Origin of the sequence: Nodosilinea sp. LEGE 07088 (genome assembly GCF_015207395.1) — a bacterium.
Lineage (GTDB): Bacteria > Cyanobacteriota > Cyanobacteriia > Phormidesmidales > Phormidesmidaceae > Nodosilinea.
In genome coordinates this window covers 1-14,480 of sequence record NZ_JADEWX010000155.1, presented here as the reverse complement: position 1 = coordinate 14,480, position 14,480 = coordinate 1, and the positions used below count along the sequence as shown (strand labels likewise).

Genomic DNA, 14,480 nt, shown 5'->3' with positions numbered 1-14,480 from the left:
GCCGTTCTTGGAAATATCATGAGACCCACAGGTCGGACAAATCATCTCAATCGTCATGGGTTCGACTCCCTTGTCATCTCGATGGCATAGTCTGATTTTCCTCTGCCCCGTACACTAATGCACTACCCACGTCAGGGATGGAAGATCCTTACAGAAATCAATGATTTCCTCATCCTTAGAAAATTCTGCTAACTCACAAACCATTTTAGGCTCAAGCTTTTTGCGAATAGCAGCAATGATCGCAAGCTTTTTCTGTATCAAATTCTCGCTTTTTACTAACTCCTTGAAATGACTAAATGAGATTCTTTCTTGGAGAGAATCCTGGAGAATTTGAACATCAGAGTAGCTTATGGTAGAACCACCATCTTTAGAATTCATCCAGGAAATGCCAGCCAAGAGTTGAGACTCGCTTAATCTGCATAGAGCATCCATAGAACGCCATCTAACAAAAGCGACCTCATCTTCTAAAAGAGACAATAAATCTTTAATAGAATCACCATCCTCTTCACCAGCACAAACCAAAATGCAGTCAATATAATAAAATCGAACCTTAGGGTCAAATGAATGAATGAGTGACTTTGTTTCGTGAAAAACTTCGCATGCTTTTGTCCCTAATTCAGATAGAATCCATGATCCTGCTCTCGAAACTCGTCTATCTTGACTTTTAATCAAGGGGAGAAGATTGACAACCGGAAAGCCTTTCTGAAAATCTTCTAAAAGATCATTTAGAAGATCTCCATTAATATCAGATTCATAAGAACCTTTCAGAATTTCATTGATAAGATCCTCTGTTGATTTACTCATTATAATTAACTTCCTTTCATGTCTTTCAATCGACCTTGAAGCTGACGTAGGAATTTCTCCTCTCGACGTAGGCGTTCACGATGTCCGCTATCTTCTCCAAGCTGTCTCATAAGCCTTTTTCTCTCTTCAATACTAGACTCTATTCCTTCGATAGCGTCTTCAACTTCTCCAATTTCCCATTCCTTTGGAACAAACTTAGGAATAGGGTCGTGAAGTCTACCCGTATCGTCAGGAAATGGTATGTCAACTCCACGATTGGCTTCACAATAAGGCTGCCCAAGGTTGGGTTTTGAGTCGCCATCGAGCCCAGGAACTTTGCAGATTCCACCAGGCCAGATAAGGTCTCTTGTGTCGGAGGGCTTATTAATGCCAGCGTTAGGGTTGCCAATGTCCAAAGGTGGATTTGGAGCTACTGGAGTCAGGTCAGGAGTTACCTGCGGTCGTCGCTCGCCGTCATTGGGACCAAATGCCCCAGGAATTGAAATTGTAGTGGGAAAAGCACTGGCTATGCCACCCGCCAAAGCTTCATACTGTCGCGCACCATCGCGGATGTTTTGGTGAACGTCTCTGGCTAATTGTTGTTGAGCTTGAGCCACTTCTGAAAACGCATTGCCCAGGCCCTGTAGGGCACCACCAATTGCGGCTTGAGCTTCAGGGGTCTGCATCTGCTTGTTAGCCACGATGCCTATCCCTACAGCCGCGCCGACCGCAACAACAGCCGCCCCAGCAGCTACCGCAACACCGACGAACTCACCACTTGGATCGGTAAAGTTAGTAGGACTATTGAAGACGTAACGATAGAGGTTGGGGTCGCCTGCCGCAAACCCTAGGGGGTCAGCACTGACGAAGGTACCGAGCGCCGGGTCATAATACCGAGCCCGGTAATACATGAGATCGGACTCTTCATCGGTTTCCCTGCCGGTATAGCCAAAGCGGAAGTCAAGAGCCGGATTGCTCTCCCCCGTCACCTGCCCAAAACTGTCATAGGTGGTGTGGTTGAGCACCGTGCCCGTGTTGTTGATCGCATCGCGCACGCTGCCCTGATGATCGCCCAGCGCCCAGCGCGTTTGCCCTGCGGTCTCCTCTGCCAAAACTTGGTCAATCTGTGGCCCATGGAAATAGCGATGGGTGAGAGTGCCTGCCCCATCAAACACCAGAGCAATATGGCTGCCGTCGTAAACAAAGTGCTCCTCAGTGGCTGCGCCAGCCCCAGCCCCGTCAGCATCTACGGATTTGCTCAAGCGCCGATCATAGACATCGTAGGTATAGAGCACTGTCTGAGTGATGGTGCCAGTCCCATCCTTCGAGACAATCGAGGTCAATCGATTGCGGTAGTCCCAGGTGTACTCCGTCGCCTCACCTGTGGCGATATCGACCCGCCGGGTGCGATTGCCCTCGTTGTCGTATTCATAGCTGTAGGTACCATCATTCAGCAGCCGGTTGCGATCGCCCGTGGTGTAGCTGGTGCGATTGCCCGTCGCGTCGTAGTCGTAGGCCTCATCGCTTTGGTAGCTGTGGTCGCTGCTGGTCAGCTCATAGCGGTTGTTGTAGCTGTAGTCACTCGTGCCGTCGGGGGTGGTGAGCTGCGTCAGGCGATTGGCATCATCATAGGTGAAACCGTAGTCAGCAATGACATTGGCCCCACGCTGATGGGTCAGACTCGTGAGCCTGCCTGACCCGTCGTAGTCGTAGACAGTATCCGCAACTGACTGGGTGCCTGCTAAGTCACTGTAGCGAGTCAGCCCCGTCATCTGGCTGGCGGCATCGTAGGCCATCTCCACCCGTTTGGCGGCGACACCCGCCCCGCTTTGGGTCATCTGGGTCACCCGGTCGAGCGCATCGTAGCTTACGGTCTCAGTCCCCGCTTGACTGCCGTTGATCGTGTCGGTGACCGTCGTCAGGTTGTTGACCGCGTCGTAGCCGTAGCTCAGCACCACACTGGGTACGCCCGGCGTCCCAGCATTGTTTACGCGGGTCAATCGACCGGCGAGATCATAGGTGTAGGCATAGGTAGAGGCTGGATCACTGGCTGCCGTTAGCTGGCTGGCGGCATCGTAGGTGTAGCTGATCTGCCGGGTGGTGTTGCCCTGCCCGTCTAGCCATTGCTCCTGGGTTTGCCGGTTAATGACGGCATCGTAGCGATATTGAGTGCTTTGCTCCAGCGCGTCGATTTGACGAGTCAAGCGATCGCGGCTGTCGTAGACAAAGGTAGTGCGTTGGTCTAACGGGTCAATGGTGGCAATTACATTATTGTCAAAATCGTATTGGAATCGGGTTTTGTTGCCCTCAGCATCAAAGAAGGCGATCTGGCGGTTGCGACTGTCGTACTGGTATCGAACCTGACGCCCCAGGCGATCTACGACGCTAACCAAATTCCCCGACAAATCGTAGTTGTATTTGGTGCGATTATTGTTGGCGTCAACCGTTTCAGCTAAGCGATTTTGCTGGTCATAAACGTATTGAGTCAGGTTGCCACGGGCATCGGTCATGGTCGCCAAATTGCCCCTAGCATCGTAGGTAAAGCTCGTAACTGGTGCGGTTAGCAGACCTGCTCTATTATGCAGACGTGCCTTATTGTACAATTTAAGTCACGAACCCAGAAGAGCCGTTAAAACATAACTCCGTATTTACTTCTCAGCTGAAGCTGAATTGTAATTGGTTCAGGTATTTTTTCTTGAGTCTCGATAAAAAATATGAGCTCATACTCAGATCGTATATTAAACTTAATTCCTGAGAATTCTTGATTCCAAAAATACCAGCTAGATAGAACCCAATCGCCAACTAGAGATTGAACAGGTATGGAAAGTATATTATTGCCATCTTTAGTCAAAGTTACTCCGACTTCTACTCCAGAACTTTCTAAAGAATATGCGACTGGCAAGAATTCTTCTACAATATAACGATTTTCCCTTGCAAGAGAAGGGTTAATACGGACTAATAAAGTCATTGGGATTTTAGGTAGTCCCTTGAACTTATAATTTTTCTGAAGTTTGCCCTCCTGAAATTGAAACTCATCAAAAGTCAGGCTATATCTTTCCGTGATACGAAATAAACCATGATCGACAAAGTTTCCATCACCTTTATATTGAGGAATAAAAGTGACTAGAAAGCCAAGGAGAACTCCACAAGCTATCCAAATACCAACTTTGGAGAAACGACGAAACCCCATTATCCTATTTTTATAAGTTACTAATCACCACAGGAACAATTCTCATCTGGCTCGTACGGGATTGGTAATGGATGATCATACAAGGGCAGGATTGGTCTAAACGTATCAGTCCCAATTCTAAAGAGTGAAGCAGGCTCTCTTCGAATCGCTCTTCGAGCGGGGTCTGGAGCTCATTACCAAACGCCGCAAAAACATGAAAAACGTGCTGATGCCGCTGTTGGATAAGATTCTGCTCCGCAAGCGTCCGATTATCGAGACGGTCAATGACCAACTCAAAAATATTTGCCAGATCGAGCATTCCAGGCATCGCAGTCCCTTCAACTTCCTCGTCAATCTGGTCTCAGGGCTAATCGCCTATACCTATCACCCCGATAAGCCGTCATTAGGCATCCCAGATTATGAGCTTAAAGCCCTCCCTCAAGCCGCTTTTTAGCTGCCGAACTCAGGTAGGGAGTAGGTAATGCCGTTGGGGGAGGTGCGATCGGGCGGGTTCAGCTACGCTTGTCGATCTGGATGATTTCTTCGCTCGTCTACCCCTCAAGGGCAATAGTTACGATTGACTAGTGGCGATCGCACATCGGGGCCGCTCAGACTCAATCATCAGGCCGTACTCTAGGCCCTCGGTCACCGCCTGGTACGAGGCTTCGATGATATTGGTCGAAACGCCCAGGGTAGTCCAGCGCTGGGCGCCATTGCTCGACTCCACCAGTACTCGCGTCTTGGCGGCTGTGCCGGCACCGCTATCGATGATGCGCACCTTGTAGTCAGACAGGTGAAAATGGGCGATCGCCGGATAGAAATTCAGCAGCGCCTTGCGCAGGGCCGCATCCAGCGCCGCCACCGGGCCATTACCTTCCGCCGCCGCCAGAATTTCCTGGTCATTTACCGTCACCTTGATGGTGGCTAGCGACTCACTGTGGTGGTCAGCCCCATTGCCCTGGTGCTGGCAGTTAATGTGAAACCCTTTGAGGTCAAAAAATCGGGGGCGATCGCCCAGGGTTTCGCGCATCAGCAGCTCAAAGCTGGCTTCGGCTGCCTCAAATTGGTAGCCCTCGTGCTCCAGAGTTTTGAGCCGGTTGAGCAGCTCCCGCGAGGCCGGGTGTTGACGGTCTAGCTCGAGCCCAAAGCCACGGGCCTTGGCCAGGACGTTGCTCAGCCCAGCTTGATCAGACACCACAATGCGACGGCTGTTGCCCACCGCAGCAGGGTCGACGTGTTCGTAGGTTTTAGGCTCACGTTCCACAGCACTGACGTGGATGCCGCCCTTGTGGGCAAAGGCCGATCGGCCCACGTAGGGGGCATGGTCATCGGGGGCCAGATTTACCACCTCGCTGATAAAGCGGCTGGTCTCGGCCAGGGTCTCCAGCCGAGGCGGGGCAATGCAGGGATAGCCTAGCTTGAGCTGCAGGTTAGGGATCAGGGTGCACAGGTTGGCATTGCCGCAGCGTTCGCCATAGCCATTGATGGTGCCCTGCACCATGGTGGCCCCGGCCTCCACCGCCGCCATTGCATTGGCCACCGCCGTACCGCTGTCGTTGTGGGTGTGAATGCCGATCTGGGGCCGGGGGGCAGCAAAGTCTTGCAGCCAGGTGTGTACAGTCACGACCACCTGGCCGACCTGCTGGGGCAGGGTGCCGCCGTTGGTGTCACACAGCACCAGCCATTCGGCCCCGGCCCTGACGGCGGTCGCCAGGGTTTGTAGGGCATAGTCGGGGTTGGCACTGTAGCCGTCAAACCAGTGCTCGGCATCGTAGATCACCCGGCGACCCTGGCTGCGCAAGTAGCGAATGGTGTCGTCGATCATGGCCAGGTTTTCGGCCAGGGTAGTTTGCAGACCCGTCGTCACATGCAAGTCCCAGGATTTGCCAAACAGCGTGATCCACTCGGTACCCGCCGCCAGCACCGGCTGGAGCATCTGGTCTTCGGCGGCCAATCTGCCCGGGCGGCGGGTCGAGCAGAAGGCGGTGATCTGGGCCTGGGTCAGGGGGGTTTCTTTGAGCTGCCAAAAAAACTGCACGTCCTTGGGGTTAGCCCCGGGCCAGCCGCCTTCGATAAAGGGCACTCCCAAAGCATCAAGCCGCCGCGCAATCCGCAGCTTATCTTCGATCGAGAGGGCCAGCCCCTCACGCTGGGCCCCGTCCCGCAGGGTAGTGTCGTAGATCTGGATAGTATCGCGCTGCTGAGCCATAGTCGGTGTCACGGAGGTTTGCCTCGGGGTTCAGATATCTAGCGTAATGCCTCGGTAGCGGCAGCTTGAGCTGCTCTGAAGAATTGCGTTATAAAACGTACATATTTTTCATTCGCCGAGGAAACTATGCCAACGGTCTCAGCCCAGGGAAAGATCATGACCTGCGAAGCCGGAGCCAACCTACGGCGAGTACTGCTGGCCCATGGGGTAGACCTATATAACGGTCAGGCGGGTATGATCGACTGCCGTGGCCTTGGCACCTGCCGCCTCACGATCGCGATCGCCCGCTGCGCCTAGCCTGCCAAACCCAGGTACAGGGCGATATTACCGTCACCAATACGATGGCTTTTGGGGCCAGAGAGAGCAGGTTGTCTGGTCATCGAGCTAACGATGAAATGGGCGGCTAAGAGTTGGACTCAATGGCCTTAAATAGCTCGGCCTTAGTGCCCTCCAGGCTGCCGCCCTGAATGCACACCCGGTAACACACGGGCGATAGAAAGCCCTGAATCTGCTTTTCTTGACAGGTCAGGTGAAGCTGGCTGAGGGCCACCTGGGTATCGTCGTTGAGGCTGTGCAGATAGCCTTCAAACCCCAAAAATGCCAGCCGATACATCAGTACCTGGCTAAACTGGCCTTCAAAATAGCCGCCGTGGACATCGCGCTTGCCCAGTGCATAGTCTAGGGTCAGCAAAGCGTAATCCCAGGGCTTGAGAGTGGCATGGCCGAGGGCGCGGGTCAAAATACCGGTGGGTTGCTCGGATTGGATGTCGGTGCTGGGGTCGTATTTAACGTCAATGTAGTCGGTGCAGTCAAAGTAGGTAAAGAAGTCGGCCACCGTGGCGCGATCGCTCTTGCGGGCACTCTGGTTTTGAAACAGGTCGGCCAGGGTCACCACGCCTCGCTTTTGAAAGCGTTGGTAGGTCAAAAACAAATTTTCCATCACGCTGTTGTTGGTCTGGGCGATCGCCTCACCGATAGGTAACGATGGCGAGAAATCCCGATCTAAAGACCTCAGGTTAATCAGTCCGTAGTCGCCGATATCGCCCTGTTTGTTTTGCAGGGCCACATTTCCCAGCCGATAGCCCCGGGCCTGGGTCTTACTGGGAAAGGCAATGTAGTTGGCGGTGGTGGAGGCCGTGCGCAGGGCGATATCGCCCTCGCTACTAAACAGATAGGATTCTGAAAAGCGCCGCAGGGAAGATGCCAAAAAATTGGCCCGGCTAGAAATGATCGTGAGCACGGGAATATCGGGGGAGGCCAAAATCAGCCGCCCCAGGCAGAACACATCGCCAATATTGTTGTCGGGGCGTTTATCGACCGAGTCAGTGTCAAAGACATCCGACAAAATGCGCACCACGTTGGTGACCACAAAGCCGCCCATGCTGTGGCCAATGAAGCTAAGCCTGACCTTGTGCTGCGATCGCCGCCCCCAGTAGTCTCTGGCCTGACCCATGGCATAGAGATACTTGTCTCCCCCGGCGGAGTTGGGAAACATCTCCTCGGCGGTGAGCTTAACAATCGCCTGGTCAATCTGGCGCAGCAGCTCCACCAGGTCTAGCACGCCAAAGTTGTCGGCCCGATAGCTGTCGCGAAAGTACACTACCAGACGCAGCACCACTAGGGCCAGCATCAGCGTGCCCAACACAAAGAGCAGGGTTAAAAACAGGCTCAGCATAAACCCCCATATCGATTCGCCAAAGGCCAGCAGCTCAAAGACCAGCAGCACAATCGCACAGAGGCCACCGGTCATGAGTAAATCGCGGGGCAACGGTGGCAGCGCCTGAAACGCTTCAATAATTTTTTTAGGGTTGCGCAGGGCTACGTTTTCGGAGGGCCAACGATAGCCGATAAACACCTGGCTGGGGTGGGCGGCGATGGCTGCATCGTGGCGGTTCAGGTAGTTAAAGATATTTTTGTACCAGGTTTCTACTCCATCGCGACTGGTGTTATAGCCATGCACCGTGATCACCAGTTCGGCCCTGTGATCGGGGTCAGCGGCCATCATGCGGTGGAGATAGCTGGCGATAGAGTTAATGCCCAGGGCGGCTCGGCGCTGGTTGACTTCGCTGGCCTCGCTGGCTTCTTCGATGTTGGGCGGGGCACTACTCATGACAAAGTAGCCGGGCACCTGGCCTTCAACGCCGCTGACGTCATCCATCTCGACGATGTTAGCCCGGCTATCTGGGCCAAAGATAATTTTTTGAATGGTAAAGGGAAGCTGTTTCATAGATGCCCCAAAAACCTCACGGGTAGAGACTTCAAGAGCGTAGACGACGATTCCAGACTAATGCTGCAAGGTTTACGAAATGTAGGCTGTCCTTCGGGGGTCAACATCCCTGCGCTGATGCTGCTGGAGATAACCAGTATTGTCTGCAGGGCCATAAAATCTAAAGCGATGATACAGTAGTCAATCTTCGACCAGGGCCACATCTAAGGGGATATTGGCGCATGAATTCGCTCGGACGACATATTTTGGTTGAGTTCTTTGGCTGTTCGTCAGATATTCTCAACGACGTGCCGCTGATTGAGAGCAGCATGGTGGGGGCGGCTGCCGATGCCGGGGCCACGGTAATTAGCTCGGTATTTCACCACTTTTCGCCCTTTGGCGTGTCGGGGGTAGTGGTGATTCAAGAAAGCCACCTGGCGATTCACACCTGGCCCGAGTACCGCTATGCGGCGGTCGATCTATTTACCTGCGGCGACACCGTTAACCCCTGGATTTCCTTCGATAAGCTGAAGGTCGCGTTTCAGGCCGACTACGGTTCGGCCCTGGAGATGAACCGGGGGCAGCTGGAGCTGCTAGAGCGCATTGATGTCGATCTGGGCGAGCTGCGCGACGAGGCCACCAATAAGTTGATTACCCCTAAGCAGAGCCGCAGCGTCTGGTTTACCGACAAAAACGACGATATTGCCCTATCGATTCGCCACAAGGGCGATCGCGTCTTTCGCGAAAAATCGCCCTACCAAACCGTGGAGATTTTTGACACCTTTGCCTACGGCAAAATGCTCACCATCGACAATATGGTGATGTGCAGCGAAAAGGATGAAAACGCCTACCACGAGATGATTATCCACGTGCCGATGCTGCTGAACCCAGCCTTCAAAAACGTGCTGGTGATCGGCGGCGGCGACGGCGGCAGCGTGCGCGAAATTTTGCGTCACCCCCAGGTGGAGCACGTCACCATGGTCGAAATCGATGAAGCTGTGGTGCGGGCCTCGAAGGAATTCTTGCCGACCCTCTCGGGTGCCCTAGAAGACCCCAAACTCGACCTGCGGATCGAGGACGGGATCGCCTTTGTGGCCAATGCCCCCGATGCTAGCTATGACCTGATTGTGGTGGATTCGTCTGACCCGGTGGGGCCATCGGAGGGATTGTTTAGCACGGCCTTCTACCAGCAGGTATATCGCTGTCTCAAGCCCGGGGGTGCGATCGCGGCCCAGAGCGAGTCGCCTCGATTTAACCAGCGGGCCTTTGTGGATATTCACCACTGCCTGAAGGGCATATTTGGGGACGAGACTGTGTTCTGCTACCTGGCCTTTATCCCCACCTACCCCACCGGCATGTGGAGCTTTAACTACGCCACCAAGGGCGCCGCTCACCCGCTGCGGGGGTTCGACCCAGCGCGATCGGCGGCCTTTGCAGCAGAGCACGGCCTGCAATATTACAACGTCGGCATGCACCAGGCCGCCTTTGCCCTGCCCACCTTCGTACAAACGATGCTGAATGGCTAACCCAACCCTTAAGACCTTCGACCCCAGCGGCGTGGGCCTCGACAACGGCAATCTCTATGGGCTGCCCTGCGACTACGACACGGCGGGTATCATTATCTTTGGTATGCCCTGGGAGGTGACGGTGTCGTACCACCAGGGTACGGCTCAGGGGCCGAGGCGGGTGCTAGAGGCATCGTCCCAGCTCGATCTCTACGATCGCGATCACCCCGAGGGCTGGCGGCGGGGGATTTTTATGCCCCCCATCCCACAGCATTTGCTAGAGCTCAACCAGCAGGTGCGCGAGGCGGCCAATCGCGTCATTCAGGCTACGGAGGCGGGAGTTGCGATCGCCGATCAGCCTCTCCTGCAAGACGACCTAACTCTGGTCAACCACGCCTGCGAGCAAATGATCGGCTGGCTTTACGCCCAGGCCACCGCCGCTCTAGATCAGGGCAAACGAGTCGGAGTCATCGGCGGCGACCACAGCGTGCCGTTGGGCTATCTCCGCGCCCTGGCCGAGCGCTACCCCAACTTTGGCGTGCTGCACATCGATGCCCATGCCGATCTGCGCTGCGCCTACCAGGGCTTTCGCTATTCCCACGCGTCGATTATGTACAACCTGCTGGGTTTGCCTCAAATCAGTAAACTGGTGCAGGTGGGCATTCGCGATCTGTGCCACGACGAGGTTTCCCTAATCAAGCACTCTGAGGGGCGCATCGTCACCCACTACGACACGGTGAGCAAAGAAAATACCTACCGGGGCCTGCCCTGGATGCACCAGTGCGAGGCGATCGTGGCCGATTTGCCCGAGCAGGTCTACGTCAGCTTTGATGCCGATGGCCTCGACCCCAAGCTGTGCCCCAATACGGGCACCCCGGTCCCCGGTGGGCTAGAGCTAGAAGAGGTCTTTTGCCTACTGCGCCAGGTAGTGGGCAGCGGACGGCAGATTATTGGCTTTGATCTATCAGAAGTAGGCGATGGCGAGTGGGATGGTAATGTGGGCGCGCGCGCCGTCTACAAGCTGTGCTGCCTGATGGGGCTTTAGGCTGGCACTCTCCCGAGTAGAAGGAGGGAGATTGGTTGCTGTAATTGAGAGGGATTCCCTACGCCCGTAGCGGTTCTTGACGCAATTGATGGCAGATGCTTCTGATTTGGGAGGGCATTTAGAGCAGATTGACGAGCACAATCTGCAGCCCAAATGTGAAGCTGATTGGCCGCCTCTCGCCAAGAGCCGTTGGCAAGCAACACGATTGCCGCTGCCTGAGCCTGGGGCAATGTCAAGGTGCAGTCACGATCCGGTAAGCGCACGGCTTGAATCCGACCGCTTGCCCAGTCCATTAGCATTTCAGGAGCCAACGGTGGCAGTTGAATGGTGTTGACTCGCAGCCCCAGCAGTCGAGCTGTCTGGCTCAGTTCAGTATGCGTGGCGGCCACTATCGTCGCTCTGGTGAGGGTTGCCCAGGCAAACGCCACCACGAGCAAAATGAATGGAATCCGATTGGCTTCATCCCAGTAGGTGATCCGATGAACAGCCGGTAGTTTAAACCGTTTCCAGCCTGTGGGATGCAAGCAATAAGGTCCACCCGTCTGGGCTTGCCAGTGTTTTAAGTGAGCAGTTTTACCTGAGCCTGGAACCCCTATGAATTGCACCAGCTGTCTAGATTGCAGGGGCGACGCCGCAGACCAGCCGCGATCTATCCAGGGGTCTGTGACCGGGTTTGTGGGGTCGGTTGCCACGAAGGGATTGCCCCGTAGCCCGAGGGCTGTATAAGGATTCATGTCTAAATACACCATGCTCTTGGGGATGATCAGGCCGTGACCCCCCAGAGGCATCCAAAAACAGGGGTGTGAGGTTGTGGCTTGAGGCAACTGCAGCGGGAGAGAGGGGCGATCGCCTCAACCTGGATGCGGCTCTCTAGGGGAAATCAAGGCTGTCGAGGAATCACTGTAAAGGGCCAGGTGTGCTCGTTATTGCGCGCCCAGAAGCCTGCCGTATGCGTATAAATACCCAGCTCCCAAATGAGCCGAAACAAAAAACCATCGTAGCTAACTGGCCCCTGATGGGGAATCAGCAACGAAAACGGAATTGAGGTATGGTCTCGATGGCTGAATTGCTCAGCATTGACCACGAGCGATTGCGCAACCTCGCGGTTGAGCGTTCCTCGCCCCGTTGTATACCAATACATCGAGATCCTCAGCTTTTCTGGTCTGGGGTCATTGGTCCACTGCCAGTTAACGGTGCCTGAGAGGGGGCTACCGACCATCAGCTGGGTTTGAGTGAAGCTTACATCAATCATCTCAGCACCTCCGGCACTACTGTGAATTGGACGTGTGAGCGTCCTTTTGCTATCCCTGGTAAATCGACCGTGATCTGTAGCTCCCAACGCACCTGATTATCAGCTCCATAAATGGAAGGAGGGCCTTCGGGGCGTACAGTTAGGCGGGCGTTGTATTCTATTTGCTCGGTCATGGGTAAGATGGGCCACTCAGGCAAGTCTGTTTCCCAAAGGGTATGGGTGGTCGTTTCTATGCTTGAACCAGAGCTATATTGCACCCATTCGTAGCAGTGCCACTTTGCGGTCACCTTGCCAGGGTGGGGCGTCTTGCCGTTGCGAAGTTGACGACGAAATCGCACCTGGCAAGACTCTCCCATCATTAATGGATAGGTTGAGAGGATCGCCTCACCCGGCCTGAGTTGGGTCATGACGAAAGTTTTATAGATGGCCTGCACCGCCCCGATGATTCCACCTACGGTAAAAACACTCAAAAAGCCTAGAAGCAGGAATTGACTGAGTGAGAGGCTAGGGTTCTCTAGAAAACCTAGCAATGCTACCCCCAAGAAAGGGAGCAAGATTACGCAGCCAAGACAGTACCCCAGAAAGATCACGGTACCGCGCGTCCACGACCACACATTCTGCTGATCAACGAACAAAAAGCCTTCTGGAATGCGCTGTGGCTCGATCGGCTTGGCGGTTGAGCGCTGCCATCTTTGCATGGTTGAAACCTCTCTTGATCAGCTGTCAGTTCAGATGCCCCGAACCCCCAGCTAAGCTCTTAATCTCTCTTGCTCACTACGACACGCCATTGCCTTTTTCCGGATTCAAAAGGTTGGCAGGATGCGCTGACATGTTCCTGGTAAAGCTCTTGCAGTTTCTCCAGGTTTTCGTCGCTGGTTTCCCAGTAGCCGCGTCCGTTCACTGCCAGCAGGGTCGAGACCATGCGGCGGAACGAGTTGGGGTTGAGATCCATCAGCCACGCTGTGGGAGAGTATGTCCTCGTACCACTTAGTTTGAGCATCTTGGTGCGGGCATCCAGGCACACGGGTTCCGACAGGGGGCGCACCTGGGCGGTGGCGGTGGTGGTATCGGCGATGTAGGCCGCCGTTTCGCTGGGACTGGCACTTTAAGCCTGTCCACCACGATTCTCAATGGGGATAAGCTGAGGACTAACGCTTTTAGCTATGATTTGAGCAGATGAATGTAACCTACCGCATTGAAGGACTTGAGTTCGAATGGGATGAGGATAAGGCAGAAAGCACTTTGAAAAGCATGGCGTTCGCTTTAAAGAGGCTGCTGAGGTGTTCCTTGATCCCTTTTATCAAGTTAGCAATGCGTCGAGGCAAGGTGAAGAGCGCAGCTTTATCTTGGGCTACTCGTTGACTCCCAGGTTATTGTTGGCTGTTTACGTTGAAAGAGGAACCAGAACACGAATTATTTCAGCCCGAATAGCTACTCGTTCTGAGCGATACCTTTATGAACAGTCCTGACGAAATGCTTGATGAAACGTTTGAGTTGAAGGTCAATGTCCGAGCTTCTGAGGTGGTGACGGTAAAGATTCCCACTGATACGTTGGCAGATCTGCGGGCGATCGCAGGCAAAAAAGACATGTCCTTAGAGGGGCTTATCAAGTTCTACGTCGGTCAGGGCTTGAGGGCTGATCTGACTCAACTGCGGGCTGATCAAACGCTAAATGCTGCCCAGCAGGTTCTCGCTGAACATCTCAAATCCGGTGAAGCCGCGGCCAAAATTGTGAATGAAATTCGCCAGAGAAGCATAACGGGTACGGCTGGATAGAGACCTACGCCCCCAACGTTCGCCTAAACGAAACGGGGTAGACTTTTACCCACCGTTTAATGAGCTACAGTCTTCCACCAATCGCCTACTGCGCCCCAGTGGGAAGCTTGATGAAAATACTCAATCAGCTCCTGCGGACTCATCATTTTGGTATCCTCATAGATTTGAGCCTGAGCTTGCTGCTTAAACGCCAGGCAATCAAATTTCCTTCGAGCAGGAGAATAGTGATTAGTTGCTGTCATTGAGAGGGATTTCCTCAGGAGATGCCGCCGTGTTGTGAGCAATAAATTGATGCAGCAGGTTAGTAATAACAGCTTGTACTGACGTTTGGCTCTGATGGGCAAAAGCCTGCAAAAATTGAAGATCCTGGATCGGAAGCTCAATTTTTATTTCCTGAAGTTCTAGTTGAGCGAGACTGATCAGAATTTTGTGTAAGCGGTCTAGAATCCCAATAACTCAGGAGACCGCATCATGGTACGCAAGAAGAAAGAACCAAACCGCATCGATGACATGCTGGATGATCTCTTGGCGGACT

The 14,480-nt window shown here is 53.9% G+C and carries 13 protein-coding genes and 3 pseudogenes; 6 read left to right on the top strand and 10 right to left on the bottom strand.

Features of this window, described 5'->3' with window-relative positions; genetic code table 11:
* Positions 1–114: 114 nt before the first annotated feature.
* Genes IQ254_RS24350 through IQ254_RS24340 form a run of 3 tightly spaced genes read right to left on the bottom strand, consistent with a single transcriptional unit; the run spans position 115 to position 3,973 of the window.
* Entirely contained in the window at positions 115–804 is a 690-nt protein-coding gene (locus tag IQ254_RS24350) for a HEAT repeat domain-containing protein (RefSeq protein WP_193968747.1), read from the bottom strand.
* Positions 805–809: 5 nt separating this feature from the next.
* On the bottom strand, positions 810–3,386 hold the full coding sequence (locus IQ254_RS24345) for an RHS repeat-associated core domain-containing protein (RefSeq protein ID WP_228041050.1): 2,577 nt from the start codon (positions 3,384–3,386) through the stop codon (positions 810–812).
* A gap of 26 nt (positions 3,387–3,412) precedes the next feature.
* Positions 3,413–3,973 (bottom strand): hypothetical protein, encoded by a 561-nt coding sequence (locus IQ254_RS24340; protein WP_193968745.1) that lies wholly within the window; start codon positions 3,971–3,973, stop codon positions 3,413–3,415.
* A 136-nt stretch (positions 3,974–4,109) separates the two neighbouring features.
* Here IQ254_RS24340 and IQ254_RS24335 point away from each other — a divergent pair.
* Positions 4,110–4,406, top strand: a pseudogene (locus IQ254_RS24335) (transposase); the annotation flags it as partial.
* Positions 4,407–4,523: 117 nt separating this feature from the next.
* On the opposite strand, the gene cimA reads toward IQ254_RS24335, so the two are convergent.
* Positions 4,524–6,161 (bottom strand): citramalate synthase, encoded by a 1,638-nt coding sequence (gene cimA / locus IQ254_RS24330; RefSeq protein ID WP_193968748.1) that lies wholly within the window; start codon positions 6,159–6,161, stop codon positions 4,524–4,526.
* A gap of 126 nt (positions 6,162–6,287) precedes the next feature.
* On the opposite strand from cimA, the pseudogene IQ254_RS24325 reads away from it, so the two are divergent.
* Positions 6,288–6,549, top strand: a pseudogene (locus IQ254_RS24325) ((2Fe-2S)-binding protein).
* Positions 6,550–6,564: 15 nt separating this feature from the next.
* On the opposite strand, the gene IQ254_RS24320 reads toward IQ254_RS24325, so the two are convergent.
* Positions 6,565–8,388 (bottom strand): alpha/beta hydrolase, encoded by a 1,824-nt coding sequence (locus IQ254_RS24320; protein ID WP_193968744.1) that lies wholly within the window; start codon positions 8,386–8,388, stop codon positions 6,565–6,567.
* A 221-nt stretch (positions 8,389–8,609) separates the two neighbouring features.
* On the opposite strand from IQ254_RS24320, the gene speE reads away from it, so the two are divergent.
* Positions 8,610–9,893 carry a polyamine aminopropyltransferase gene (speE, locus tag IQ254_RS24315; protein WP_193968743.1) on the top strand — a complete coding sequence of 428 codons (1,284 nt, stop codon included), beginning with the start codon at positions 8,610–8,612 and terminating at the stop codon, positions 9,891–9,893.
* Positions 9,886–10,917 carry an agmatinase family protein gene (locus IQ254_RS24310; protein ID WP_193968742.1) on the top strand — a complete coding sequence of 344 codons (1,032 nt, stop codon included), beginning with the start codon at positions 9,886–9,888 and terminating at the stop codon, positions 10,915–10,917. The genes speE and IQ254_RS24310 overlap by 8 nt, the downstream gene beginning before the upstream one ends.
* Here IQ254_RS24310 and IQ254_RS24305 read toward each other — a convergent pair.
* The 4 genes and pseudogenes from IQ254_RS24305 to IQ254_RS33885 all read right to left on the bottom strand — a co-directional run.
* Positions 10,914–11,705 carry a hypothetical protein gene (locus IQ254_RS24305; RefSeq protein WP_193968741.1) on the bottom strand — a complete coding sequence of 264 codons (792 nt, stop codon included), beginning with the start codon at positions 11,703–11,705 and terminating at the stop codon, positions 10,914–10,916. The genes IQ254_RS24310 and IQ254_RS24305 overlap by 4 nt on opposite strands.
* A 92-nt stretch (positions 11,706–11,797) precedes the next feature.
* Positions 11,798–12,169 (bottom strand): hypothetical protein, encoded by a 372-nt coding sequence (locus IQ254_RS24300; protein WP_193968740.1) that lies wholly within the window; start codon positions 12,167–12,169, stop codon positions 11,798–11,800.
* Entirely contained in the window at positions 12,166–12,867 is a 702-nt protein-coding gene (locus tag IQ254_RS24295; RefSeq protein WP_193968739.1) for a hypothetical protein, read from the bottom strand. Before IQ254_RS24295 ends, IQ254_RS24300 begins: the two co-directional genes overlap by 4 nt.
* 59 nt (positions 12,868–12,926) lie before the next feature.
* Positions 12,927–13,253 (bottom strand): annotated as a pseudogene (locus IQ254_RS33885) (hypothetical protein); the annotation flags it as partial.
* Positions 13,254–13,449: 196 nt separating this feature from the next.
* Here IQ254_RS33885 and IQ254_RS33880 point away from each other — a divergent pair.
* Both IQ254_RS33880 and IQ254_RS24280 read left to right on the top strand, forming a co-directional pair.
* The gene (locus IQ254_RS33880) at positions 13,450–13,638 is read left to right on the top strand and encodes a BrnT family toxin (protein WP_369011361.1); all 189 of its coding nucleotides are present in this window, start codon (positions 13,450–13,452) and stop codon (positions 13,636–13,638) included.
* On the top strand, positions 13,625–13,945 hold the full coding sequence (locus tag IQ254_RS24280) for a hypothetical protein (protein ID WP_193968738.1): 321 nt from the start codon (positions 13,625–13,627) through the stop codon (positions 13,943–13,945). The genes IQ254_RS33880 and IQ254_RS24280 overlap by 14 nt, the downstream gene beginning before the upstream one ends.
* 56 nt (positions 13,946–14,001) lie before the next feature.
* On the opposite strand, the gene IQ254_RS24275 is transcribed toward IQ254_RS24280, so the two are convergent.
* The gene (locus tag IQ254_RS24275; RefSeq protein ID WP_193968737.1) at positions 14,002–14,187 is read right to left on the bottom strand and encodes a hypothetical protein; all 186 of its coding nucleotides are present in this window, start codon (positions 14,185–14,187) and stop codon (positions 14,002–14,004) included.
* Positions 14,188–14,480: the final 293 nt, after the last annotated feature.